Source organism: Levilactobacillus lindianensis (genome assembly GCF_003946095.1).
In the GTDB taxonomy this organism is placed as follows: Bacteria; Bacillota; Bacilli; order Lactobacillales; family Lactobacillaceae; genus Levilactobacillus; species Levilactobacillus lindianensis.
This window is the reverse complement of the sequence record NZ_RHOD01000028.1, coordinates 1-23738: the sequence shown is the minus strand read 5'-3', so window position 1 is coordinate 23738 and position 23738 is coordinate 1. Positions and strand designations below refer to the sequence as shown.

24 protein-coding genes are annotated in these 23738 nt (G+C 49.5%); 5 read left to right on the top strand and 19 right to left on the bottom strand.

Going from position 1 to position 23738, the window contains the following annotated elements; genetic code table 11:
- From EKM70_RS09695 to rnz, 5 genes are all read right to left on the bottom strand, one after another.
- The coding region (locus EKM70_RS09695) for a helix-turn-helix domain-containing protein (RefSeq protein WP_164506371.1) at positions 1-134 on the bottom strand (134 nt) is incomplete at its 3' end.
- A 179-nt stretch (positions 135-313) separates the two neighbouring features.
- Entirely contained in the window at positions 314-832 is a 519-nt protein-coding gene (locus tag EKM70_RS09690; protein WP_057877550.1) for an adenine phosphoribosyltransferase, read from the bottom strand.
- Between the two features lie 22 nt (positions 833-854).
- The gene (gene recJ, locus EKM70_RS09685; protein WP_125547417.1) at positions 855-3173 is read right to left on the bottom strand and encodes a single-stranded-DNA-specific exonuclease RecJ; all 2319 of its coding nucleotides are present in this window, start codon (positions 3171-3173) and stop codon (positions 855-857) included.
- 68 nt (positions 3174-3241) lie between these two features.
- Entirely contained in the window at positions 3242-3631 is a 390-nt protein-coding gene (locus EKM70_RS09680; protein ID WP_125547415.1) for a lipopolysaccharide assembly protein LapA domain-containing protein, read from the bottom strand.
- Positions 3628-4581: a ribonuclease Z gene (gene rnz / locus EKM70_RS09675; protein ID WP_125547413.1), complete on the bottom strand. Its 954-nt coding sequence runs from the start codon at positions 4579-4581 to the stop codon at positions 3628-3630. Before rnz ends, EKM70_RS09680 begins: the two co-directional genes overlap by 4 nt.
- A gap of 169 nt (positions 4582-4750) precedes the next feature.
- On the opposite strand from rnz, the gene EKM70_RS09670 reads away from it, so the two are divergent.
- Entirely contained in the window at positions 4751-5026 is a 276-nt protein-coding gene (locus EKM70_RS09670) for a hypothetical protein (RefSeq protein WP_125547411.1), read from the top strand.
- A 15-nt stretch (positions 5027-5041) separates the two neighbouring features.
- A complete protein-coding gene (locus EKM70_RS09665) occupies positions 5042-5785 on the top strand; it encodes a hypothetical protein (RefSeq protein WP_125547410.1) in 744 nt (247 codons plus the stop codon).
- Between the two features lie 57 nt (positions 5786-5842).
- Here EKM70_RS09665 and obgE read toward each other — a convergent pair whose 3' ends face one another.
- Both obgE and uvrC read right to left on the bottom strand, forming a co-directional pair.
- Positions 5843-7138 carry a GTPase ObgE gene (obgE, locus tag EKM70_RS09660; RefSeq protein WP_125547408.1) on the bottom strand — a complete coding sequence of 432 codons (1296 nt, stop codon included), beginning with the start codon at positions 7136-7138 and terminating at the stop codon, positions 5843-5845.
- An 83-nt stretch (positions 7139-7221) separates the two neighbouring features.
- Positions 7222-9039 (bottom strand): excinuclease ABC subunit UvrC, encoded by a 1818-nt coding sequence (uvrC, locus tag EKM70_RS09655; protein WP_125547406.1) that lies wholly within the window; start codon positions 9037-9039, stop codon positions 7222-7224.
- Positions 9040-9192: 153 nt separating this feature from the next.
- Between uvrC and EKM70_RS09650 the strand changes: the two genes are divergently transcribed.
- Positions 9193-9381 carry an SPJ_0845 family protein gene (locus EKM70_RS09650; protein WP_125547403.1) on the top strand — a complete coding sequence of 63 codons (189 nt, stop codon included), beginning with the start codon at positions 9193-9195 and terminating at the stop codon, positions 9379-9381.
- A 46-nt stretch (positions 9382-9427) separates the two neighbouring features.
- On the opposite strand, the gene EKM70_RS09645 is transcribed toward EKM70_RS09650, so the two are convergent.
- The 8 genes from EKM70_RS09645 to rpsO all read right to left on the bottom strand — a co-directional run bounded on the left by EKM70_RS09645 (position 9428) and on the right by rpsO (position 18348).
- Positions 9428-9727 carry a nucleoside triphosphate pyrophosphohydrolase family protein gene (locus EKM70_RS09645; protein ID WP_125547402.1) on the bottom strand — a complete coding sequence of 100 codons (300 nt, stop codon included), beginning with the start codon at positions 9725-9727 and terminating at the stop codon, positions 9428-9430.
- Positions 9728-9729: 2 nt separating this feature from the next.
- Positions 9730-10326 (bottom strand): ribosome biogenesis GTP-binding protein YihA/YsxC, encoded by a 597-nt coding sequence (yihA, locus tag EKM70_RS09640; RefSeq protein WP_125547400.1) that lies wholly within the window; start codon positions 10324-10326, stop codon positions 9730-9732.
- 191 nt (positions 10327-10517) lie between these two features.
- Entirely contained in the window at positions 10518-11771 is a 1254-nt protein-coding gene (gene clpX / locus EKM70_RS09635) for an ATP-dependent Clp protease ATP-binding subunit ClpX (RefSeq protein ID WP_125547398.1), read from the bottom strand.
- 223 nt (positions 11772-11994) lie between these two features.
- Positions 11995-13302: a trigger factor gene (gene tig / locus EKM70_RS09630; RefSeq protein ID WP_125547396.1), complete on the bottom strand. Its 1308-nt coding sequence runs from the start codon at positions 13300-13302 to the stop codon at positions 11995-11997.
- A gap of 304 nt (positions 13303-13606) precedes the next feature.
- Positions 13607-14797, bottom strand: coding sequence for an elongation factor Tu (gene tuf / locus EKM70_RS09625; RefSeq protein WP_125547394.1), 1191 nt, complete (start codon positions 14795-14797; stop codon positions 13607-13609).
- Between the two features lie 181 nt (positions 14798-14978).
- Positions 14979-15935, bottom strand: coding sequence for a hypothetical protein (locus EKM70_RS09620; protein ID WP_125547392.1), 957 nt, complete (start codon positions 15933-15935; stop codon positions 14979-14981).
- A gap of 76 nt (positions 15936-16011) precedes the next feature.
- Positions 16012-17862, bottom strand: coding sequence for a ribonuclease J (locus tag EKM70_RS09615; protein ID WP_125547390.1), 1851 nt, complete (start codon positions 17860-17862; stop codon positions 16012-16014).
- Between the two features lie 216 nt (positions 17863-18078).
- Positions 18079-18348, bottom strand: a complete 270-nt coding sequence (gene rpsO / locus EKM70_RS09610; RefSeq protein WP_125547388.1) for a 30S ribosomal protein S15 — start codon at positions 18346-18348, stop codon at positions 18079-18081.
- 276 nt (positions 18349-18624) lie between these two features.
- Here rpsO and rpsT point away from each other — a divergent pair, with 276 nt between their 5' ends.
- On the top strand, positions 18625-18879 hold the full coding sequence (rpsT, locus tag EKM70_RS09605) for a 30S ribosomal protein S20 (RefSeq protein ID WP_057877533.1): 255 nt from the start codon (positions 18625-18627) through the stop codon (positions 18877-18879).
- A 72-nt stretch (positions 18880-18951) separates the two neighbouring features.
- Here the strand turns inward: rpsT and holA are convergent, their stop codons facing one another.
- The 4 genes from holA to EKM70_RS09585 are packed head-to-tail and all read right to left on the bottom strand — an operon-like array spanning position 18952 to position 23437.
- Positions 18952-19983, bottom strand: coding sequence for a DNA polymerase III subunit delta (gene holA, locus EKM70_RS09600; protein WP_125547386.1), 1032 nt, complete (start codon positions 19981-19983; stop codon positions 18952-18954).
- Between the two features lie 4 nt (positions 19984-19987).
- Positions 19988-22240 (bottom strand): DNA internalization-related competence protein ComEC/Rec2, encoded by a 2253-nt coding sequence (locus EKM70_RS09595; protein ID WP_125547384.1) that lies wholly within the window; start codon positions 22238-22240, stop codon positions 19988-19990.
- 2 nt (positions 22241-22242) lie between these two features.
- A complete protein-coding gene (locus EKM70_RS09590) occupies positions 22243-22719 on the bottom strand; it encodes a ComE operon protein 2 (protein WP_125547382.1) in 477 nt (158 codons plus the stop codon).
- Positions 22720-22756: 37 nt separating this feature from the next.
- A complete protein-coding gene (locus EKM70_RS09585; RefSeq protein ID WP_125547380.1) occupies positions 22757-23437 on the bottom strand; it encodes a ComEA family DNA-binding protein in 681 nt (226 codons plus the stop codon).
- Between the two features lie 167 nt (positions 23438-23604).
- Here EKM70_RS09585 and EKM70_RS09580 point away from each other — a divergent pair.
- Positions 23605-23738, top strand: a 134-nt coding sequence (locus EKM70_RS09580; RefSeq protein ID WP_164506290.1) for a helix-turn-helix domain-containing protein, incomplete at its 3' end; no start/stop codon positions are given.

Genomic DNA, 23738 nt, shown 5'->3' with positions numbered 1-23738 from the left:
CGTCTAATTTCTCGTGATACAGTTGCCTTAGAGCATCCTACTTTCTTAGCAATAAGCCGAAGGGAATGTTTTAAAGTTAAACCTGTCAGTATGATTTCTCGTTCTTTTAAGGTAAGATGATGATACAGGCTCATAGTCTGAGTCCTCCTTGTGATGGTGTTGTGGTGATTCCATTTTACAAGGGCTCAGGCTATGAGTCTTCTTTTATGTTCTAATTAGCGTTGCACTTCAATTGTAAATTCTTCATATAAAAAAGACACCTCCAGCCAACCGGCCGGAGGTGTCTCTATTTATATCACCTAAAAAATTAGAATTAGTAAGTCATCAAGCTAAAGACATCGTAGCCCTTCAGCTTGTCGCGACCATGTAGGTCCTTCAATTCAATCAAGAAGGCCGTCCCCACGACGATCCCACCGAGGTCTTCAACCAATTGGATGGTTGCTCCGATAGTCCCACCGGTTGCCAGCAAGTCGTCAGTTACCAAGACCTTTTGGCCTGGCTTAATGGCATCCTTGTGCAGGTAGAGCGCTGAGGTTCCATATTCCAGGTCGTAAGACGCCTTAACGGTTGGCCGTGGTAATTTACCTTCCTTACGAGCTGGTGCGAAGCCAATGCCCATTTGGTAGGCTACCGGGCAGCCCACGATGAATCCACGGGCCTCCGGACCAACGACCATTTCGACACCCTTGTTTTGGGCGTAAGCGACGATTTCATCCGTTGCCGCATGAAAGGCCTCACCGTCCGCCATCAATGGGGAGATGTCCCGGAACATGACGCCCTTTTCAGGGTAGTCGGGAACCGTTGCGATATATTTCGTAAAATCAGTTGCCATAAGTGTAAGTAGCTCCTTTATTTTATATCAATGGGGCGTGAAGACGCGTCGTTAGTGCCGCAGTCGAACAGGCGAGAAGATCTTTCTCCGTCTGAATCTGCTGCAGGCGTAGCTGATAGCTCGGTGCGGTTGAGAGATCCTTTGATTCTGGCTGAGGGACGCCATTCATGATCCCATGATCAATCGTGATGAACCCACATTCGAAGAAGACCTGAATCATAAAGACCAACTGGGTCCGCGGGATCTCTAAGTACGTTGCGAGCTGAGACAGCTGGTGCCCCACATCGACTTGCTGGTGCATCGCAACGAACTTAAATAGTTTAGCATATTGCGGGCGACTTGGCATCCCTAATTGTGAAAGACTTTCTTTCTTATAGAGATAAGCCGTCACCGTCGTCGGTTTGAGTTGTCCCAGAACCGTCTCTAAATCAGCCGTGGCATCCGGGCAATCTACCACAAACACCCGGGAATCCGGCGGTAAGGTCGACTGAACAGACCCATCGTACAGCACGGCTGTCGAGTCCTTCGGGAGTTGACTTAACAATTGGTCATAAATCCCCCGATGGAAGAACAGGTAGACGCCCGCATCCTTAAACATGGCCTGATGCAGTCGTGTTGTCCGTTCATCGACAACCGGTTGGGCAGCTAACCGAAGATCCTTCACCATCAACTGCAGTGAATGGCGTCCTTGCCAGACATTATCCTCAATCGCGCCCAGAACATCGGCCTGGTCCGGCGCCGCGGACAATGCCGCAACCTCGTTTCCAGCCCCGAACTGGATCGCATTCAGCTGGTGCTGGCCTTCTTGTAGCTGGAATTTCAGGTGCGTATGATCCTTACCAATCGCCTTGATCTGCGTCAGTGTGGCGGATTCAAAGGCAAACAGTGGTTGCTGGTTGTCCGTCCCAAATGGTGCCAATTGAGCCAATTCATGGTACAGATCCGGCGTCACCGTGCCCACATCCAAGCTGGCGGCGACAGCCACTTCACTTGGACCGCTCTCGGTCAGCTTCTGATTCTGGGCCTCAACATCTAACGCGTCGGCTAAGGCCTCTAATTTATCCGCTGGGACCGTTAACCCAACTGCCATGTGATGTCCACCAAAAGCCGTCATCAGGTCTCTATGGTCATCTAAGGCCGCAAATAAGTTAAATGCCGCGACACTTCGACCCGAACCCTTGGCATGACCATCATCGGCCACGTTTAGAACCAAGGTTGGCTTCCCGGTCGTCTCGACGACCTTGCTGGCGACAATCCCCAAGACCCCTTCGTGCCAACCATGACCACTGATGATCAGCGTTGGTCGCTTCTGATGGGCCTCATCGGTCGCCTGAGCTAATGCTTCCGAGCTGATCTGACGGACCAATTCTTGCCGTTTCTGATTTTGGAATTCGGTTTGCTGAGCCAGTTGGCTGGCCTGGTTTTCATCCAAGGTGGTCAGGAGTTCAACGGCAGGCGCCGCATCTTCCAAACGACCCAGGGCATTGAGCCGCGGCGCTAGACCAAATCCGATCGATTGCTCGGTCAGCTCGTCTGGCTTCAACCCCGCCGTCTTCATCAAGGCCTGTAAACCTGGCCGCTCGTCTTGTTTTAAGAGTTGCAGACCAAAGTGCACCAGCACCCGATTTTCATCGACCAGTGGCACCAGGTCGGCAACGGTGCCGATGGCCGCTAAGTCTAAGAGGTCTTGAGGAATCTCTTCGCGCAGGGCCTGGGCAACCTTAAAGGCCACACCCGCACCGGACAGTCCCCCAAAGGGATATTCGGCTCCTGGATAGCGGGGATGAATGATGGCATAGGCTTCCGGCAACGTCTCCGGCAACTCATGATGGTCAGTCACCACCACATCCACCCCAGCCGCCTTGGCCGCCGCGATGGCGTCGTTACCCGCCACCCCGTTATCAACGGTGACAAATAACTCCGTCCCGGCCGCAATCAACCGTTTGAAGGCGGCCACGTTAGGACCGTAGCCATCTTTAAACCGATTCGGGATGTAGTAATTAACCTTTGCACCCATTTCGTTCAAAGTTTCATACAGAATCGAGGTGCTGGTAACCCCATCGGCATCATAATCCCCATAAATGGTGATCTGCTGGTCGGCGCCAATCGCGTCCTCAATCCGATCAATCCCCCGTTGCATGTCATGCAGCGCAAAGGGATCATGCAGCTGTTCCGGACCCGGGTTCAAAAAGGCGTGCGCGGTTGCCGTGGTTTGATACCCCCGGTTCCAAAGAATCTGTGCCACAATCGGTGAAATTTTCTCCGCCGCGGCCAGCTTTTGGGCTTCGGCCGACGGTTGATCCACGTTCTTAATCTGCCATTGGTATTGTGCAGGAATCACCAGCAAATCATCCTTTCTAAATGGTTAAAGAGTGGTGTCACTGGCACCACTCTTCTTCCTACCTGTCCTTATTTAGCTGCTAACTGGGCCTTCAAATCGGTAATTTCAGTCTGAAGGGCCTTGATTTCTTTGGCCTGTTGGCCAGTAGCTTGTTTACTCTGTGAGTTTTGAATTCGTTTGTTCAGCTGGGCGTTTTCCGCCTGCAACTTGGAAATCTGATCGGTCGTGCTCTGTTCAAGGTCCTTGTAGGCCCGCTTCTTTTGAACCGACGAGATGGTTGAGAACAAAATCATCAAGACAGCCCCAATTAAGATGGAAACCAGCAGGAGCAAGATGAGTGGCCAACGAACCGTGGCGAACCCGAAGGAAACGGGCACGCTCCCACGATTTAAGAGGGCAAACACGGCCACAATAATCACTAATAAGATACTAATGACGATTCGCCATTGATTTTTCATGAGTGCATCCCTTCCGGCGCCACCTTCTGAAATGGCACATCGATTTCGTCAAAATCCTTGACGACTCGCGTGTTATGGAATACGTCGCGGGCCTGATTCTGAAGTTCCAACGCCATCTTTCCGGTATAACGCGCCGAGATATGGTTCAACAACAACATCTTGACGTGGACCCGTTTAGCCAGTTCGGCTGCCTGGATATTCGTCGAATGGTAGTAGGCCCGAGCAAGCTTACTCTCACCCTTGGCAAAGGTACTCTCATGAACTAAGACGTCGGCGTTCTCAGCCAATTTAGCCGCATTCGGCGTCTGACGCGTATCACCTAACAAGGCGACAATCCGTCCCGGTTGGCTTGGCCCCAGATAGTCCTTTCCATTGATGGTCCGGCCATCTGGTAACGTCACGGTCTCACCAGCCTTCAGCTGCCCATAGACCGGCCCCGCTGGAATCTGATCGGCACGCAACTTCTCCACGTTGAGTTCGCCAGCATGGTCCTTCTCTTCGACCCGATAGCCGAAACAAAGAATCTTATGGTCCAACCGTTGTGCGGTCACCCGAAACTTGGAGTCTTCGAAAACCAGCCCATCCGTCGTGAGTTCTTGATAGTGAATCTTGTAAGATAACTTGGTCTCGGAAACCCGCAGGCTAGTCTCGACATACTGCCGAATGCCTTTAGGCCCGTAAATGGTCAATGGGCCATCACCGCCCTGGAACGACCGGCTACTCAGGAGTCCTGGCAACCCGAAAATATGGTCGCCATGCAAATGCGTGATAAAAATTTTGTCGATCTTGCGCGGCTTCAATGTCGTCCGTAAGATCTGATGCTGCGTGGCTTCTCCCACGTCGAACAGCCACACCGAGTTACGCTCATCGAGTAACCGCAATGCCGTACTGGTGACATTCCGGAACTTACCTGGCGACCCGGCGCCCGTTCCTAAAAATTGAATTTCCATATTTTTTTCGTTCCTATCTATAATTAAAGTCCGTCCACTATTTTAGGGGATTTTCACCCAAACCGCAACTCTCAATACCTCGTCACAATGACTAATGACTATTTTTGTTAGGGTTCTGGGCCTAAATTCGGTATAATCGAGGTAAGTTTTGGACAAGGAGGCTCTCCCGATGCGACTCAACGATTTTAACCTTTCCACCATCGACTTGCATCCCGCACTAACACTTTACTGGGAACAAGCCGAACGGAACCTCCCCGTCTGCGATCTGCAAACGCGTGACCACAACCTCTTCCTGATCACGGGAACTGGTCGGCCGCTGACCCTGGATCAGTTTCGAACCCGGACCCAGCAGGTCGCCCCAAACGTTGGTCTCTTCGTGCAGGCCACCCCTCCCACGCGTCTCTATGGGTATCGGCTGGTGCCTCATCAAATTTTGTTCGGTTGAAAGGAGTTTTCATTTATGCGTCACGTCAAAATCCCTCTACTCATGGGTCTGGCCGTTCTGACTCTCGGACTGACTGCCTGTCAGTCAGCAGATCAGAAGAGCACCGCGAGCTTCAAGAATTCTCGTGCCTCCAGTAAAAAGTACAGCGCCCCTAAACCGGACGCCGCTGTGTCCGCTTCCGGTAATAAAAAGGTCGCCACTTACCATCCTACGGCCAGTCAGACCAAGAGTCAGAATTACGTCAAATCCGGTAAGCTCAAAACCACCGGTCAGTACACCTTCGACAAGGTCGGCACCGAACTCAATCTCCGTCAGGTTAAGCATCCCCAGACAACGATCAAGTCAGGGAAACTCACCTACCGGATCACGACGATTCGCATCATCAAGAACACGGCCAAGACCGCCGCAGCTAAACGGATGGCAGCAGACGCGCTCGATGTTCCCAATATTAAGAGCCCGTACTACACACTCCAGGTTAAGTTTACCATTTCTAACCGGGGAAAACAGGCCGTGACCACCGATGGCATCAAGGCCATTCGTCTCACCAAGACCCAACAGCTGACTGCGATGGCCCAGCTCAGTGACGCCAGTGCTGGGAAAACCATTCCGGCTCGTGGTAAGCTCGATACTTTCGCTACCGGCTTAGCCAGTGAAAAGCAGAAGCCAACCTTTAAGTCCGTGAAGATTGCCTTTAATGGCGCCTACGTTGACCAGAAACAGGTCGTCGCACCGACTGGGTGGCTCAAGGTGGCTCTCTAAAAATGCCCATAAAGAAAGGCCTCAGGATCAAATTCCTGAGGCCTTTCTTCGGCTCAATTAGGCCATGTATTCAAAGACAAAGTCATCAATTTGAACGCTGTCGCCGTTCTTGGCACCGTGTTCACGGAGACTATCATCGACACCCATCCCCCGCATTTGCCGCGCAAAGCGCAAGAGACTTTCGTCGTGATTGATGTCGGTCATCTGGAAGAGTTTCTCCAACTTGGCCCCACTCAAAATCCAAGTACCATTGGCATCCTGGGTAATCTTGAATTCTGGTTCTGGCTGGAAGTCGTACTCGGCCGTCTTGACCGTTTCTTCCTGCTTGACTGGGAATTTCGGTGTTTCCGCCAAAATGTCTGCCGTCCGTTGCAGAAGTGGTGTTAAGCCCTTGTGCGTCAAGGCCGAAACCGCATAGATTTCTGGCTTATTCGCCAACAACTTGTCCTGCGCCAGATCTTCCTTGAACTGCGCCAAGTTATCTTCAGAATCGGGCATGTCCATCTTGTTGGCCACGACAATTTGTGGCCGCTTCAAGATATCGGGATCGTAAGCCTTTAATTCTTCATTAATCTTCTCAAAGTCGTCGTAAGGATTACGTCCTTCCAAGCCACTCATGTCGATCAGATGCAGGATAACCCGCGTCCGCTCAACGTGCCGCAAGAACTGGAAGCCCAAACCGACACCCTTGGCGGCCCCTTCGATCAGACCAGGTAAATCGGCCATCACAAAGTCGCGGCCATCGGGCAACCGAACCATCCCCAGGTTAGGAACCAACGTGGTAAAGTGGTATTCGGCAATCTTAGGCTTGGCACTGGTAACTGTGGACAATAGCGTCGACTTCCCAACGGATGGGAATCCAACCAGTCCAACATCGGCCAGCACCTTTAACTCCAGACGAATATCGAACTCTTGCCCTGGTTCACCGTTTTCGGCAATTTCTGGGGCAGGATTCTTCGGTGAGGCAAAGTGGATGTTACCACGGCCACCACGGCCACCATGCGCGATGACAATAGAGTCATCACTGGCAACCAGGTCACCCATGACGGCACCCGTCTCCTCATTCATGATCGTGGTCCCTTGAGGCACACTAATGATGGTGTCTTCGGCCCCACGGCCAGTCATGGATTTGATCGCCCCGTTACCCCCATTTTTCGCCTTAAACTTCCGTTGATAACGGAAGTCCATCAGCGTCCGCAGACCTTCGTCGACTTTGAACACGATGTCACCACCACGTCCGCCATCACCGCCGGCTGGTCCGCCGTTGGGTACAAATTTTTCTCGGCGGAAAGCGACCATTCCGTCGCCACCCTTACCGGCTTTTACACTAATTTTTACTTGATCTACAAACATATTTGTTTTCCTCGTTTTCTAAACCAGCCAACGCTGCTTTTCGTCGTCTCTGCTAGCCAGTATACCGGCAAACCACCATTCCGTCAAAGCTGAGTTGGCGTACGTGGGTTTTTAATTTCTGCGGTATCCGCTTGAAGCGTCAACCGAATGGTCTGCGCCACGGTTTCACTGATTCCCAGGGCTCGTAAATCATCAACACTCGCGGTGCCAATCTTCTTCATGGACCCAAACTTCCGGAGTAGTTTATTTCGGGTCTTCGGTCCAACCCCCGGAATACGGTCCAGCCGTGAACTCAGGGAGTGCTTACTGTGAACCTGTCGGTGGAACGTGATGGCAAACCGGTGCACCTCATCTTGAATCCGCTGAACCAGATAGAAGCCCTGACTCTTGGGGTCCAGGTGCACGTGATGATCGTCTGGGCCAAAGAGTAGATCGGCCGTCTTATGATGGTCATTCTTGACCATCCCGGCCACCGGAATGTGCAAGTCAAATTCATCTTCGAGAACTTCCTTGACGGCATTCATCTGGATGTCACCCCCATCCATCAAAATCAGGTCTGGCATCGTGGCATGCTCCTTGAGTAGCCGGCCATAACGCCGCCGGATAACCTCGAGCGTGCTGGCCGTTTCATCGGCGTGATCCACGGTCCGCAACTTATACTTACGGTAAAGCTTCTTGTTTGGTTGCCCATCAACAAAGACTACCATCGCCGAAACCAAATCGGCCCCCTGAATGTGAGAGTGGTCAAAGGCCTCGATCCGATGCCCCGGGGCAATGCCCAGCGCATCCGTGATTTCCTTCATGGCTCCGGTCGTTTTGCCCTCGTCGAGTTCTAACAGCCGAAACTTCTCTTCTAAGACCAGTTTGGCATTCTTCCCGGCCATCTCCAGTAAATCCCGTTTAGTACCGCGTTGCGGCGTTCTAACGGGCACCTGGAGCATTGATTCGATGACCTCCTTATCAATCGAGGCAGGCACCAGAATCTCACGGGGCAAAACCGTATTTTTCCGTTGATAGAACTGAACGATAAAGCTGGCAATCTCTTCTTCTGCCGTGCTAATCACAGGGAAAAGCCGCTTCTCTCGCTTCATCAAGCGTGCTTGACGAATAAAGAACACCTGAATCGACAACCAACCTTTATCCAGATAGAAGTTAAAAATATCCCGTGGCGTGCTGTCATTGGAAATAATCTTTTGCTTCTCAACCGTCGCTTCAATGTAACGAATCTGGTCGCGCAGATCGGCGGCCCGTTCGTATTCCATATCGGCAGCGGCGGCCGTCATCCGGTCATTTAGTTCCTTCTCAGCGTGTCCCACGTTGCCGTTCAGAAAAGACTTGATCTTCTTAACCTGACCGTCGTACTCTTCCTCTGGGACTTCCTTGAAGCAGGCACCCAGACACTGGCCCATGTGGTAATACAGACACGGCCGTCCTTGATAGCCGGTACACCGACGTAACGGGTAAACCTTTTGTAAAAAGTGAATCGTTTCCTCGGCCGCATAAACGTTGGGGTACGGTCCAAAGTAATAAGCCCCATCCTTTTTAATATCATTGACTAACAGTAGTTGGGGATCACGTTCATTGGTAATTTTGATGTAAGGATACCCCGTTCCTCGCTTCAACTTGATATTGAAGTAAGGTTGATGCTTCTGAATTAGCGTAATTTCTAGGAGAAAGGCTTCCTTATCGGTCGAAGTGATAATCGTTTCAAAATCGACGATCTCACTGACCAACTGTGCGGTCTTCCCGGTATGACTGCTCTTAAAGTACGAGCGGACCCGGTTCTTCAGGTTCTTCGCCTTACCGACATAGATGATCTGGCTATTGATATTCTTCATTAAATAACAGCCAGGTAGCCCTGGTAACAACGCTAATTTATGTTCCAAATATTCCGATGCCAACGGCCCAACCTCCCATTTTCTAGAATTTAGCTTATAAAGTATAAGCCGAATACGTGTTTGGTGCAAGTAATCCACCCTCGTCACCACCGCACGATAAATGACAAACCGCCCCGTTTCTGCTATGATACTGCTAAAGACAAGGAGGTGGCTGGATTGGCTCTGAAAGTCAAGCGCCAAGATGACCTGGACTCCATGTTCGGTAAGTTTGCACAAATGGATCCCACCGATGTTAAGCGGGATAAGTTTCTGAAACGCCAGGATGCCCACAAGGATGACAAGCGGGCGAAAGGTTTAATCAAGAACGATAAATCCAAGTACGAACAGGAACATCACCAGGACTAGGTAAGTTAAAGGACTCACGGGATTATACCCCGTGGGTCCTTTTTATTTACCGATTAGGTTGGTAGCCGTGGGGATAACGGGCATTCAGCCGTTTGATATTATCTTGGGCCACTTCATCAAAGTCAATGTCAGACCATTGCGCAATCTGGCTCAAATACCAGAGTACGTCGCCCATTTCCTTAACAATGGCATCATGATCCAGGTCCTGACCATGGAAGGTATAGTTCTTCACGAGGTCGACCACTTGGCCCGTCTCACCGGCGAGACCCAGGGCACAGTTCGTTAAGACTTGTTCGTTGCCATACAGCGTCCGGTTGGCTGCTTTTTGATAGTCATTAAATTCCATGTTTATTCGTCCTCCCCAAAGGCTTGTTCTTCGATCCATTGCCAAATGGCATCTTGGCCAATCTTCTTTGGTGCGGAGAACATAACAATATTATCGGTGTTCGGTAAGTTTAAAGACTTCTTGATCTGGCTGACCGTTTGATTCCACTTGCCACGGGCGATCTTATCGCTCTTCGTGGCGACGATCAGCGTTGGTAGCCCATAGTAGGCCAACCACTGATACATCTGAACGTCGGCTTCCGTTGGTTCGTGACGCGCATCAACGAGCGAAACGACACCGCGTAGTTGATCGCGCTGCGTCAGATAAGTCTCGATCATGTGGCCCCACTTTTCACGGGCAGCCTTTGAAACCTTCGCGTAACCGTACCCGGGAACGTCGACGAAATACAACTGATCCTCGACGTTATAAAAATTCAGGGTCTGGGTCTTCCCGGGTTGGCTCGACGTCCGAGCGTAAGAGCGCCGATTGATCAACACATTGGTCAATGACGATTTTCCCACGTTTGACCGACCGACAAACGCTATCTCAGGGTACCCCGTTGTGGGATACTGGGCGGGATCAACCGCACTCATGACTAATTCTACGTGATTGACTTCCATTGGTTACTGTCATCCTCTCCAAATATCTTTCATCATTCTAACACAGAACGTCACGTGGCTGGGGAAGTTTCTGGCAAAGTTTGCCGTCCATTACGACCTAAACCCGTCTATGGCGCGGGTCTTCACCAACATAAAAAAGGCGATCAGCCCGCGGGACTGATCGCCTTCACCACGTGATGTGGCTTTTGAATTTATGACGCCTTTTGATCCTTTAATTCGACTTCTGGTTCAGCATGATCCGTGACCGTCTTGGCGGTAATAATCACCTTGGCAACGTCATCACGACTTGGCAAATCAAACATGATGTCACGCATGACATCTTCGATGATTGACCGTAACCCCCGTGCCCCGGTATTGCGAGCAATGGCCAACTTCGCCATCTCACGTAAAGCCGCTGGCTGGAACTCTAACTGAACGCCATCGAGTGACAGTAATTTTTCGTACTGCTTGACCAAGGCATTCTTAGGTTCCGTTAAGATGCGGACCAAATCATTTTCATCGAGCTTTTCGAGTGCCGTCAGGATTGGCAGACGACCGATGAATTCAGGGATTAACCCGAACTGCAGGAGGTCTTCTGGAATGACGTGTTGCATCAAGCTATCGCCTGAAGCCAAAACCGTCTGTTCCTTACTGTCAGCACCGAAACCAATCGTCTGGTCACCCAGACGCCGCTTAACGATGCCATCAATGCCATCAAACGCCCCACCAACGATGAAGAGAATGTTAGTCGTATCAATTTGAATGAACTCTTGTTGTGGGTGCTTACGGCCTCCCTGAGGTGGCACGTTGGCAATGGTCCCTTCCAAGATCTTCAAGAGGGCTTGTTGGACCCCTTCACCGGAAACGTCACGGGTAATAGAAACATTTTCCGACTTTTTAGCAATCTTATCAATTTCGTCAATGTAAATGATTCCTTTTTCGGCCCGTTCAACGTCATAATCGGCACTTTGAAGGAGCTTCAACAGGATGTTTTCGACGTCTTCACCCACGTAACCGGCTTCGGTTAACGTCGTGGCGTCGGCAATTGCGAATGGCACGTTTAAGATCTTAGCCAGGCTTTGTGCCAGGTAAGTCTTCCCGGAACCAGTGGGCCCGATAACCGCAATATTACTCTTTTGCAATTCGGGACCATCGTCTTCGGCCTGAGCCATTTCGTTAACCCGCTTGTAATGGTTGTAAACCGCTACAGAAAGGGTCCGCTTAGCTTCATTTTGGCCAATAACGTACTGGTCAAGTGTGTTCACAATGTCAGCTGGCGTTGGGACTTCGAGAGTCGTTGCCGCTGTATCTTGGCTAAATTCTTCGTCAATGATTTCCTTGCAGAGGTCAATACATTCGTTACAGATGTAAACACCTGGGCCCGCAACGATCTTCTTGACTTTATCCTGTGATTTCCCACAAAACGAGCAGGTCACTGGGCCTTCTGCTTCGGTGTTTTCAAACAATCAACTCACCCTTTCTCTCCAGGCTTAAGCCTAAATCATTTTTGCCTACTTTGGTCAGTAAACCTGATGAACTAACCAGAATTCCTATCATTTGGGTACTATACCACAGTTTGCGGTGATAGAAAATCAATTCGCCTCAGGCGACCCGGTCTTCGGCCGTTACAGACAAAAACCGGGACAACAATGACTGTCATCCCGGTCAAGACGTTTACTTACAGACTAATTAGTCCTTGTCGTCGTCTTTCTTCTTGTCTTGCTTAGCAGAGTCAGCAATCAAGTCAACAGCACTCTTGATGGCGATATCATGCTTCAACATGTCGTCAGAAAGGGCGTTGCGAACAGCGCTTTCTTCCATCCCATATTGGCTAGCCAAGTCCTTAACTTCAGCGGCAACTTCGTCTTCTGAAGGTTCGATCTTTTCAGCTTCAACAACGGCTTCAAGAACCAAGTTGGTCTTAACCCGCTTTTCAGCACCATCAGTAAATTGCTTACGTAAGTCATCTTCAGTAGTTCCAGTTAATTGGAAGTACATCTTTGGTTCGATACCTTGTTGTTGCATGTTGGCAAGGTATTGGTCCATTTGACGGTTAACGTCATCCTTCAGCATAGCTTCTGGGACGTCAGCAATTTCGGCGTTGTCAACAGCTTCGCTGATGGCTTCGTCTTCGATTGCGTTGTGAGCAGCTGAAGTCTTTTGTTCCTTCAGTTGGTCTTTAGTCTTAGCTTGGAGTTCTTCAAGACTGTCAACATCTTCGTCAACGTCCTTAGCGAATTCGTCATCTAATTCTGGTAATTGCTTTTCCTTAACTTCGTGGATGGTAACCTTGAAAGTGGCTTCCTTGTCACGTAAGTCTTCAGCTTGGTAATCCTTAGGGAAGGTTACCTTAACATCAACATTTTCGCCAGCCTTGTGACCAACTAATTGGTCTTCAAAGCCAGGGATGAAGGAGTTAGAACCTAATTCCAAGGAGTAGTTGTCAGCCTTACCACCATCGAATTGCTTGCCATCAACGTAACCGTCGAAGTCAATTACAACAGTATCGCCCTTAGCAGCGGCTTCGTCTTCCTTAAGAACTAATTCAGCTTGTTGTTGACGTTGCTTTTCGATTTCAGCATCGATGTCTTTTTGGTAAACACGGGTGTTTTGCTTCGTAACGCTCAAGCCCTTGTATTCGCCCAACTTAACATCTGGCTTAACCGTCACAACGGCCTTCAGAACCCAAGTTTGACCCTTTTGCATCGATTGGACATCGATTTGTGGTTGGTCAACTGGTTCGATGTTAACTTCCTTGATAGCTTCGTCATAAGCTTCTGGCAAGACGATGTTTAAAGCGTCTTGGTAGAGGGCTTCTTCACCATACATTTGGTTAAAGATCTGACGTGGAACCCGGCCCTTACGGAAACCAGGAACGGATAAAGTCTTCTTAGTCCGTTGGAAAGCTTTGTCCAAGCCTTCGTTAATCTTATCAGGAGCAATTTCAAAGGTTAGTTCGCCTTGATTAGTGCCCTTTTTTTCAAACTTTGCAGCCATTATTTTCCCTCCGAAATGAAGATATTACTATTTACAATTCTATCAATTGCATACTGTATAAGTGTACCTTATGCTATCCAAATTGTAAAATGGTTTTTGTCGAAAGCCCGCAAATGACGGGCGTTCCTTAAACATTTTACCGCAAAATGCGGCTGGCGTCTCGTGAAAACTGGTTTAGATCGTGGCTGACACCCTATTTCTGAGTGAAACCGGTTACCGTGAGTCTCCCCAATCTCTCTCAGAACAGCAAAAAAGGCTGAAAAGTTAGACTTTTCAACCTTTTTTAGGATAGAACTAATTAAAATTAGTCGTCAATTTCCGTAACAGTACCGGCACCAACAGTGTGGCCACCTTCACGGACAGTGAACTTAGTACCCTTTTCAATGGCAGCTGGTTGGATCAGTTCAACAGTGAACGTCACGTTATCACCAGGCATAACCATTTCAACGCCATCAGGCAATTCAATAACACCAGTGATATCAGTGGTGTGGAAGTAGAATTGTGGACGGTAGTTTGAGAAGAATGGCGTATGACGGCCACCTTCTTCTTTGCTCAAGATGTAGACTTCACCCTTGAACTTCTTGTGGGTTTGGATCGAGCCTGGCTTTGCCAAAACTTGTCCACGCACAACTTGTTCACGGTTAACACCACGGAGCAAGGCACCAACGTTATCCCCGGCTTCACCAAGGTCCAACGTCTTACGGAACATTTCAAGACCAGTAACAGTCGTCTTCAATACGTCGTCATGTAAACCAACGATTTCGACTTCGTCACCAACCTTAACCATCCCACGGTCGATACGACCAGAAGCAACAGTCCCACGACCAGTGATCGTGAAGACGTCTTCAACTGGCATCAAGAATGGCTTGTCGTTTTCACGTTCTGGAGTTGGGATGTAATCATCAACAACATCCATCAAGTGAAGGATAACCTTTTCTTGTTCTTCGTCGCCTTCGAGTGCCTTCAAAGCAGAACCGCGGATAACTGGAATATCGTCACCAGGGTAATCGTATTCTGAAAGTAACTCACGAACTTCCATTTCAACTAAGTCAACCAATTCGTCATCGTCAACTAAGTCGGTCTTGTTTAAGAAGACCACGATGTAGTTAACACCAACTTGGCGAGCAAGCAAAATGTGTTCACGCGTTTGTGGCATAGGACCATCAGTTGCGGCAACAACCAAGATAGCACCGTCCATTTGAGCGGCACCAGTAATCATGTTCTTGATGTAGTCAGCATGTCCTGGGGCATCGATATGCGCATAGTGACGCTTTTCAGTTTCATATTCAACGTGAGCAGTGTTGATCGTGATACCACGTTCACGTTCTTCTGGAGCTGCATCGATATCAGCGTAATCTTCGGCCTTTGCTAAACCTTTGTCAGCAAGTACCTTAGTGATTGCAGCAGTTAACGTCGTTTTCCCATGGTCAATATGGCCAATAGTACCAATATTTACATGGGGTTTAGTTCTTTCATAATGTTCTTTTTCAGCCATTAATGAAACCCTCCTGTATTTTATCGCTAAGAATGCTTGACTCTCTCTCGAAAATCAATCACCCTTTGCGTAAAATTATACTACTTCTTTTCAGAAAGGGAAAGCTGGAACCCTCCCAAAAAAGAATCCTTGACTAGTATATATGCTGCAGAATTATTTGTAAACTAAAATCTGCGTGAATTTACGGTTTTTCAGGATTTTCACCGTTAAGTGGTCCAAATAGTTCCGCCATAAAGCGGTTAAGACGTTGCTGCCAAGCGATCATGTCGGCTTTTTCAGCCGCTGTGACCGTTGGCAACAAATCCTCCCCGGCGACCAGTCGGGCCCAACTCGTGGGTTGGGTCACAACCTTGTCAATAAACGGATACAGCATCATGAGCTGTAAGGTCACAGTCTGTTGTGCATTAGCGGCAGTCATGGGATCTCGTTGACCGAGATCTTCCTGAAAATACGATCGAATTCCGGCAGCAGCCCGACTAGCGTTCACCGGTTGCAGGTCCGTCGTGTCGATCGTGTACAGCTGATCATCTAACCACTGTAGCTTAACGGTTGCCTTGACCCGCAAACGTAGAAGCTCCTCCAGTAACGTTGCGCGCATCAAAGGATGTAAGAACGGATCGACCAGCAAATACTGAACCCCTTGCATAAATTCCTTGAGTGGTAATTGACGGGCCTGTTCCAACCGTTGCCGCTGTTCACCAAAGGAGACATCCCCTAAATGGGTGAACTGCTTAGCCAATAACCGTTGCGTGGTGGCTAACGTTGTTCGGGAGTTAGCTTCCGCTTGGGCAATCCGTTCCACCCCCTGTTCCCGCCATTTAGCAGCCGCTGGCAGTGCACAGAATTCACGGGCAAAGATAAACTGCCGGTTCTTCAAGGCTACGGCCAGTCGCAAATCAAAATCTATTTGCGAGGCCAGATAAGCGCCATCCATTTCCGCAGCGTACTGCTCCGCCACCAGGTACTGTTCATTATGATAGAGGCTGTCAACCAGCTCACGATTCAATTCAGGCGTCTGTTCGTCAGCATAAACGGCCTCAAAGCGACTCGCTGCCACCGACCACTGCTCCTTTTGGGCAGCGGCTCTGGCATCTTTTAGCGCCTGTTCTTTGGCCGCCGGGCTCGAAAACTCTCCCATCACAATTCCCTCCCATATCTGTTTAATGGCGATCCAAAACGGACCGACGCCTTAGCAGTCTCGGTCCGTCATTTATTTACTTGTTATCCGTGGCTTCAGCTGGTTTCGCTGCCCGCCGACGCTTACGATTACGGTGCGCCTTATGGTTAGGCTTCTGTGCCTTCGTCGCTTGATCGGACTTCACTTGGGCAGTGGCTTTCTTAGCCGTTGCTTGTTGTTTGGGCTTGGCGCCACCCTTATCCTTACTTCCGCTCCGTCGATGGTGTTGGTTAACTTCCATGATAACGGGCAAAATCACTGGACGACGATGGGTTTGCTCGAAGAGGTAGTGACTCAAGTGTTCCCGTACATCCTGCTTCAAGTGGCCCCAATCAAACTCCTTGTTGTCCAAGTTGTTTTGAACCGCTTTGCTAATGATCTGGGCACTCTCCTGCATTAAGTCCTTATTGGCCTTAACGTAAACAAACCCTCGTGAGGTAATCTTAGGTTCCGCCACAATCTGTTTCTTCTTACGGTCAATCGTCACAACCGCGATGAAGATCCCATCATCGGCTAAAACTTTCCGGTCACGTAAGACGATATTCCCGATATCACCGACCCCGATCCCATCGATCATGGTATCACTGACATCGATCCCTTCACCGAGACCCATCTTACCGTTACTGTAGGTCAGCACGTCACCCTTGGCCAGGATAAAGATATGGTCGGCTGGAATGCCTAGTTCCATAGCGGCGTTAGCATGAGCGTTTAGTAACCGGTATTCACCTTGAATTGGGACCAGATACTTTGGCTTCATTAAGTTCAGCATTAATTGCAAATCACGCTTGTAGGCGTGACCAGAGGAGTTCAAGTCATCGGAAATGGCCTTAACTTCGCCCCCAGCTCGGTAAATCATGTCACGCGTCTGGGCAACCGTTGTGTCCATGGCGTGAGAAGGCGTCGTGGTGATGTAGACCAAGTCACCTTCCTGAATATTGAACGTTTTTTCTTGTTTGTTTGCCATACGTTGAATAGCCTTGATGGGTTCACCCATCTTACCCGTTTGGAGGACAACGGTCTCATCCGGCTTCAGACTGTCCAGTTGTTCCGGCGTTACTAACAGGTCGTCATCAAAGGACAACTTACCTAATTTCATCGCCGTGTGAACAATTTTTTCCAAGTCCTGACCAGTCAGGCAAACTTTGCGTCCGGTTTTAACCGCGGCGTCAAAGACCTGTTGAATCCGGAGAATATTGGACGCCACACAGGCCACCACGATGCGGCCCTCACGGTAGTTAAAGGTTTCCTCAATATCTTCCGCAATGGTCTGTTCGGAAGCGTTCATGGCGGGATTTTCCGCATTAGCGGAGTCACTCAGTAGCGCTAAGACCCCGGCCTGACCAATTGCCCCCAAACGGGCATAGTCCGTCTGGTAACCTGGTTTGGCCGTTTGGTCAAACTTGAAGTCCCCGGTATAGACAATCTGGCCTTTATCAGTCTTTAGGACAATCCCCATAGATTCAGGAATTGAATGTGTCGTTGAGAAGAAGGAAACGACAACGTCACCGAAGTCAATTTCAGTCTTTTCGTCAATCACATGGAAATCGTCGTAATTCTTAAGTTTTGGTTCAGTTGCGACGTCAATCTTGGCCAACGCTACGGTCATTTCGGAACCGAAGACGGGCACATTGAATTCAGTCAGGAAGTAAGGTAACGCCCCAATTGCATCGGCATGGCCGTGAGTTAAGAAAACCGCCACAATCCGATCCTTATTTTCGCGTAGGTAATTCCAATCGGGAATCACCACGTCAATTCCTAACAGTTCATTTTCAGGGTACTTCAACCCACAATCTAAAATATAAATACTACCGTTAACATCGACGGCATACATGTTCTTTCCGTTCTCGCGGACACCACCGAACGGCATAATCTTTATCTTTGCACTCATAAGTTCACCTCAAGTAAGTTTCTCTACTATTATCTAATTTATTTACGATTAACTCGCAATTACTATTTTCATATGGGCCGTTTAGCCCAGATTCGTCCATGATTAAACTTCCTTCAGTTTACCATACTTTGCGCGATTACAGAACTATGTCGCCAAACCCGATCAAAAAAGGTTCGTTTCCCGATAATGGGAAGCGAACCTCGAAGGCGCGTCGAATTAACGACGTAAGCCCAAGCTCTTGATTAATTCACGGTAACGTTGAACATCAGTCTTACGTAAGTAACTGATTAAGTTACGACGGTGACCAATCTTCTTCATCAAACCACGTTGGGAATGGTAATCCTTACGGTGATTTTGCATGTGCACGTTGATTTCGTTGATATCAGCGGTTAAAACGGCAACTTGAACTTCAGTAGAACCAGTGTCGCCTTCGTGACGTGCGTATTGCTTGATAATTTCGTTTTTCTTTGCTTGACTAATAGCCATGGTAAATGTACCACCCTTCAAAATAAGTGCCCAAAACTGAGTAAACCGTCGGTGGCCGGCGAATCAACTAAGTTAAGGGTTTGTGCTTAGCACAGTTATCTATCATACTTAATTGTCGTCTAAATAGCAAGTCTTTTCGCCACAATGCCTATCAAGTAAAATTACTTTACATTTATCGACACAACCTATTGCATTCAGTCAGTGGATTCTGTATAATTACATACGTTGAAATTAAGATTTCCGGTACAGGATTTCTCATTCGGAGGTGAAATTTTCATGCCAATTATTAAATCAGCAATCGAACGTGCCAAGACCAACGTCAAGGCCAACGAACGTAACGCCGCTCAAATGAGCGCAATGCGGACTGCCGTAAAGCGTTTCGAACAGGCCAAGACGGCCGGTGCCGACAACGTTGAAGACTTATACCGTCAAGCAAGTGCTGCTGTTGACCATGCCGCTTCAAAGGGCTTGATCAAGCGTAACAAGGCTTCCCGTGACAAGTCACGGATGGCTGCACGCCTTGCCAAGTAATCAATTAATCAACCTGATTAGATGATGCAATCAGGGGGTCGACCTTTTGGTCGACCCCCTTTTTTGTGTCCGCTAAGCGGGACGTTGATTGGCAAACTGCGTCATGAATAGTGAAAATAAGAGTTCCGGTTCTTCTGTGGTGGACTTCATCTGTTGCTCAACCCGAAATAGCCCCAGGTAAGCTTGGTTGAGATCGGTTAATCGGAAACGCCGCTGACTCTGCAGAGCTAATTTAATTCGGTACGGATGGACCTTCAACAGACTCGCCAATTTTCCCTGGCTGTAGCCTTGCTTGGCCAGAATCTTTGATTGGATCAACAAGCGAAACTGCCCCTGCAAGATAGCATTGATCTTTAGTGGCTCTTCCTTGGCTAGGATCAACTCCCGATACAGGGTCACGGCTCCGGCGGTGTCCTTGGCTAGAACCTTGTTAACCAGGTCAAAAACGTTTTGTGTCAGGGTCTGCGTCACTAAGCCATTCACGGCGTCGACGGTAATCACCTTGGCGGGCACGGTGAACAACTCCAACTTAGGAAGTTCACTCATCATGAGGGTGAGATCGGCATCGGTTCGTTGAATCAATTCCTGCAAGGCCTGCGGTTCAATCGTGTAACCATCCTGTTTCACTTGATCCATCACAAACTTCTGAACATCTCTTTCTGTGAAATGCCCAATATCAGCAGTCACAGCCACCTTTTTCAAGAGTTTAGAAACTTTCTTACGACCATCTAACTTATCATAAGGCGCGAAGAAAACCAGAACGGTGCTCTCCATTGGTGAAGAAAGATAAGTTTGCAGGCTGTCCAAGTCATGTTCAACCTTTTGCTTCTTCGTCTCTCCCGTCAGGAAAGCGGGATTGTCAATGCAGACGACCCGCCGTTCACCAAAGAACGGTGCCGCCATGGCATCATCTAAGGCCACGGCCAGTGGTATGGTATCCATATCATAACTGGCAAAATTCATCGTCTGCTCTTCAGCCGGAACCACCGCCCGAAAAGCCCGCTTCAACCGTCGCTGAAGATAATCCCCCTGGCCCAGGACCAAGTACACCGGAGCGAGATCTTTACCCGTATGTAGTTTATTTAAGAGTTCATTAATCGTCAAAACCTTAGTCCCCTTTTAATTTAGTCTGCCATTCCCCGTGCTGACCCGCAAAAGCATAGCGAATCATCCCGCTTGTTTGCGTGCTCACCGCCGGTATCTGGTCGGCTCTCAGTCGCTCCAAAGTCTCCGGATTGGGATGACCATAGCGATTATGACGCCCCGCCGAGATAATTCCCCAGCGCGGCTTGACTTGATTTAGGAACGCGACGCCACTCGCCGTCTTGCTCCCATGATGTCCTAATTTTAACACGTCAGTTCGTAATTGCGGATCGACTTCCAACATTTTTTGCTCGCCGGCCTGGTCGAGGTCACCCATAAATAAGAAATTCAAGCCACCATACTGCCCCTGCAAAGCCAATGAATTGGCATTCTCGGCCGGAGCCGCCTCAAAGGGATGCCGGACCGTTAACGGTAACTTGCTGGTCGTCTCAATTGGCATCACCACCGTTGTTGCCTGCCGATTAGCTAGTAAATGTTGCCAGGCCGGTTCCTGCTCCATCCCCGCCGGAACCAACACCCGTTTAACCCGGAAGGCCTTGAGTAGTGCCGGCAGATCGCCAATATGATCGGCATCATGATGTGTGAGATACAGGTCATCAATCGTCGTAATTCCCCGACTCCGCAGGTAAGCCACGCTGGTTCTATCCGCGGCATAAGTCACCGGGGCGGCTGGCACCCACCTTGGCTGTCGAAAGCCCAGATGGCCCCCGGTGTCAATCAGTGAAACGTGTTGATTAAAGCGATCACGAATCAGAATACTGTCCCCTTGACCAACATCAAAGTAGGCCACTTCACCGTGCCATGGCAGGTGAATGGCTCCATACATCAAGCCATAACTCAAGATTAATACTCGCAAGAGTTTTCGCCGCTGGTTAGCCGGACGACTAAAAACACCCAATGCCAGCCAAAGCCAAAACCAGCTCACCCACCACCAAGGCTTACCAAAGATGAGATTGCCGGGTAACGTCCCCAACCAGGTCATGGCCTGATCAAACCACCCTAATAAAGTCGCACACCCCGTACTGATCCCGGGTGCCCAGGGAAAGACGACTGTTCCCATGACGGTCAAGGGCAACAATAGAACGGGAAATAAGGGAACGACGAGCCAGTTCACCAGCAATGTCAACAGATGCCATTGAAATAACCCATTGAGCAAACTCGGCAGGCTGACCAGCATTAAGCCAAGTTGCCGCCAAGCAAATGACTCCTGTTCTAATAGAATCAAGGTCAGCGACAAGCCAAAACTCAACTGGCTTCCTAGCTCAAATAATAGCCCCGTGTTACCCACTAAAGCCGCTATCAGGGCCAAGGACCAGGCATCCAGGCTACTGACCCGTACGCCCAGTTGTCGGCCAGTCAACTGCAAGCCACGCATGAGACCGGCCCGGAGAATACTGCCACCACCGCCAGCCAGAATAAAGTAGCCCGGCAGACCGACAATCATCCCCCGCTCCCAAAGATTTCGTGGCAGACGACAGTGGACACAGAACCACTCGACTGCCAATAAGATGAGTGACACATGCAGTCCGGAGATCGAAAATAAATGCAGTAACCCCAGTCGTTGCATTCCCTCCAGCTCTTGAGTTGCCTCTAACGCCCGACTCCCGGGAAACAAGCCTAAGGCATACACCTTAAGGGCACCTGGCAACCGCTGACACGCCTGAATCAGGCGTGCGCGCAGGCTATGCCACCAGTCTGACCACCACGTTAACGGGCTCGATGATGCCACCAGTGGCGTCACCTGAGCAATCTTCACCTGTTTTCCGATACCCCGTCGTGACCAATAAGCTGCCCCATCGAATTGGTTAAAGTTAGTCGCCGGTAAAAGCCCCGATTGGGTCCCTTGGACTTGCCAAAACTGAGGACGACTGAGTGTTTGCAGCCGGTGCAGCTCTGTAGCGGATCCAATCCGACCATGGAAAATCAGGCGTTCACCCGTAGCAGCTGATCGTCCCACAAAAGAATAAGTGGCACCACGAATGCTTAACGCATCCGGCTGAAAACGAACGGTAAGCGTCGTCGGGCTCTCCGTAAAGGCCGATACCCGTCGCCCAGCTAACTGTTGGTGTCGCCCCCACCACACGCCACCAATGATGACGAAGACGAGGACAGCGATCACCGCTACTCGGGCTGAACGTAAAGTTAGTAGCCGCCCCCAAGCCAAGATCACCAACACGGCACCAGCCCACGGATGTCCACTCAACACCACACTCAAGCCCGCTACCGGTAATGCTACAAATAACCAGCGTCCGGCCACGGTTATTCGGTGGGGTGTTGACCAACCAGTTGACTCAATAAGGCCGGATCAACCGTCACTTGGTTTAATTCGACGTGTTTTAACGCAATGAGTTCCCGCGCGTAGTCACTATTGTGGTAATTTCGCATGTACGTAATCTTTTTGATACCAGCTTGGAGCAACATTTTAGTGCACTGGAGGCAAGGAAAATCCGTCACATAGATTTCCGCACCCGCTGTCGCTTCTCCAAATTTCGCACACTGTAAAATGGCGTTCATTTCGGCGTGAATCGTTCGTACACAGTGGCCATCTACCAACTTACACCCCACATCCAAACAGTGACTGTCGCCGGAGACTGAACCGTTATATCCGGCCGCTATCAATCGTTTATCTCGCACAACGGTCGCCCCAACCGAAAGCCGATTACAGGTACTCCGTGTTGAAATCACCAAGGCTTGTAACATGAAATAATCGTCCCAAGAAATTCGTTTATTTGCCATCAAAACTCCCTCTTTCTCTCTTGTTTGATTCAGTATATCACGTCGTCAATTGGTCCTGCAGATTGGCCACCGTCTTGTCCCCAAAGCCGGGAACCTGAGCTAGATCTTTGACCGATTTAAACGATCCATGTTCCTCGCGGAAGGCCACGATCTTCTGCGCCTTCTTCTCACCAATTCCCGTCAGTTGTTGTAAGTCGGCCACAGTTGCCGTATTCAAGTTCACCACAGTCGTAGCACTACTGCTCTGACTACCGGAAGCCCCACCCGTTGTGGGACCACTAGCGGCCGTTTGTGGTAACTTCTCCCCCTTCAACGGAATGTAAAGCTTTTGCTGATCGGTCAGACGAGTCGCTAGGTTAATCTGTTGGCGATCAGCCCGTGGTGCCAGTCCACCAGCCGTTTGAATGGCATCTGCGACCCGCATTTCCGCACTAAATTGATATAATCCGGGCTTTCGAACCGCACCCTGAACGTCCACAAAGACCCGGGTATCATGACTACTAGACGTCTGGCTACCGGTATCTGCAGTAACTTGGTGACTTCCTGATTCACTAATCGTTTGCGTGGCCGGAGGAATTTTCGCTGGCAAGGTCGCCACCGGGGCCCGATGCAGCAGCCCCCAACCGACTAGTAACAAGACGGTCATCCCTAAGCCGCCCGCTATCATCAATCGCATCCGTAAACTTAGTCTCTGCCACCACATTATGAGTTGTTCCATCTCTCTGCCCCCTTTACCTGTTAATTCCGTAAAAAGTGGCCGAGAATTTTTTTAACGACGAATTTACAATTGAAGTGCAACGCTAATTAGAACATAAAAGAAGACTCATAGCCTGAGCCCTTGTAAAATGGAATCACCACAACACCATTACAAGGAGGACTCAGACTATGAGCCTGTATCATCATCTTACCTTAAAAGAACGAGAAATCATACTGACAGGTTTAACTTTAAAATATTCCCTTCGGCTTATTGCTAAGAAAGTAGGATGCTCTAAGGCAACTGTATCACGAGAAATTAGACG

What these genes read in the sequence shown, in the direction of transcription:
- EKM70_RS09690 (WP_057877550.1), bottom strand. Translation starts at nt 832, where the DNA reads ATGGCAACTGATTTTACGAAATATATCGCAACGGTTCCCGACTACCCT.
- EKM70_RS09680 (WP_125547415.1), bottom strand. Translation starts at nt 3,631, where the DNA reads ATGAAAAATCAATGGCGAATCGTCATTAGTATCTTATTAGTGATTATT.
- rnz (WP_125547413.1), bottom strand. Translation starts at nt 4,581, where the DNA reads ATGGAAATTCAATTTTTAGGAACGGGCGCCGGGTCGCCAGGTAAGTTC.
- EKM70_RS09670 (WP_125547411.1), top strand. Translation starts at nt 4,751, where the DNA reads ATGCGACTCAACGATTTTAACCTTTCCACCATCGACTTGCATCCCGCA.
- EKM70_RS09665 (WP_125547410.1), top strand. Translation starts at nt 5,042, where the DNA reads ATGCGTCACGTCAAAATCCCTCTACTCATGGGTCTGGCCGTTCTGACT.
- obgE (WP_125547408.1), bottom strand. Translation starts at nt 7,138, where the DNA reads ATGTTTGTAGATCAAGTAAAAATTAGTGTAAAAGCCGGTAAGGGTGGC.
- EKM70_RS09645 (WP_125547402.1), bottom strand. Translation starts at nt 9,727, where the DNA reads ATGGAATTTAATGACTATCAAAAAGCAGCCAACCGGACGCTGTATGGC.
- yihA (WP_125547400.1), bottom strand. Translation starts at nt 10,326, where the DNA reads ATGGAAGTCAATCACGTAGAATTAGTCATGAGTGCGGTTGATCCCGCC.
- tig (WP_125547396.1), bottom strand. Translation starts at nt 13,302, where the DNA reads ATGGCTGCAAAGTTTGAAAAAAAGGGCACTAATCAAGGCGAACTAACC.
- tuf (WP_125547394.1), bottom strand. Translation starts at nt 14,797, where the DNA reads ATGGCTGAAAAAGAACATTATGAAAGAACTAAACCCCATGTAAATATT.
- EKM70_RS09620 (WP_125547392.1), bottom strand. Translation starts at nt 15,935, where the DNA reads ATGGGAGAGTTTTCGAGCCCGGCGGCCAAAGAACAGGCGCTAAAAGAT.
- EKM70_RS09615 (WP_125547390.1), bottom strand. Translation starts at nt 17,862, where the DNA reads ATGAGTGCAAAGATAAAGATTATGCCGTTCGGTGGTGTCCGCGAGAAC.
- rpsO (WP_125547388.1), bottom strand. Translation starts at nt 18,348, where the DNA reads ATGGCTATTAGTCAAGCAAAGAAAAACGAAATTATCAAGCAATACGCA.
- rpsT (WP_057877533.1), top strand. Translation starts at nt 18,625, where the DNA reads ATGCCAATTATTAAATCAGCAATCGAACGTGCCAAGACCAACGTCAAG.
- EKM70_RS09590 (WP_125547382.1), bottom strand. Translation starts at nt 22,719, where the DNA reads ATGGCAAATAAACGAATTTCTTGGGACGATTATTTCATGTTACAAGCC.
- EKM70_RS09585 (WP_125547380.1), bottom strand. Translation starts at nt 23,437, where the DNA reads ATGGAACAACTCATAATGTGGTGGCAGAGACTAAGTTTACGGATGCGA.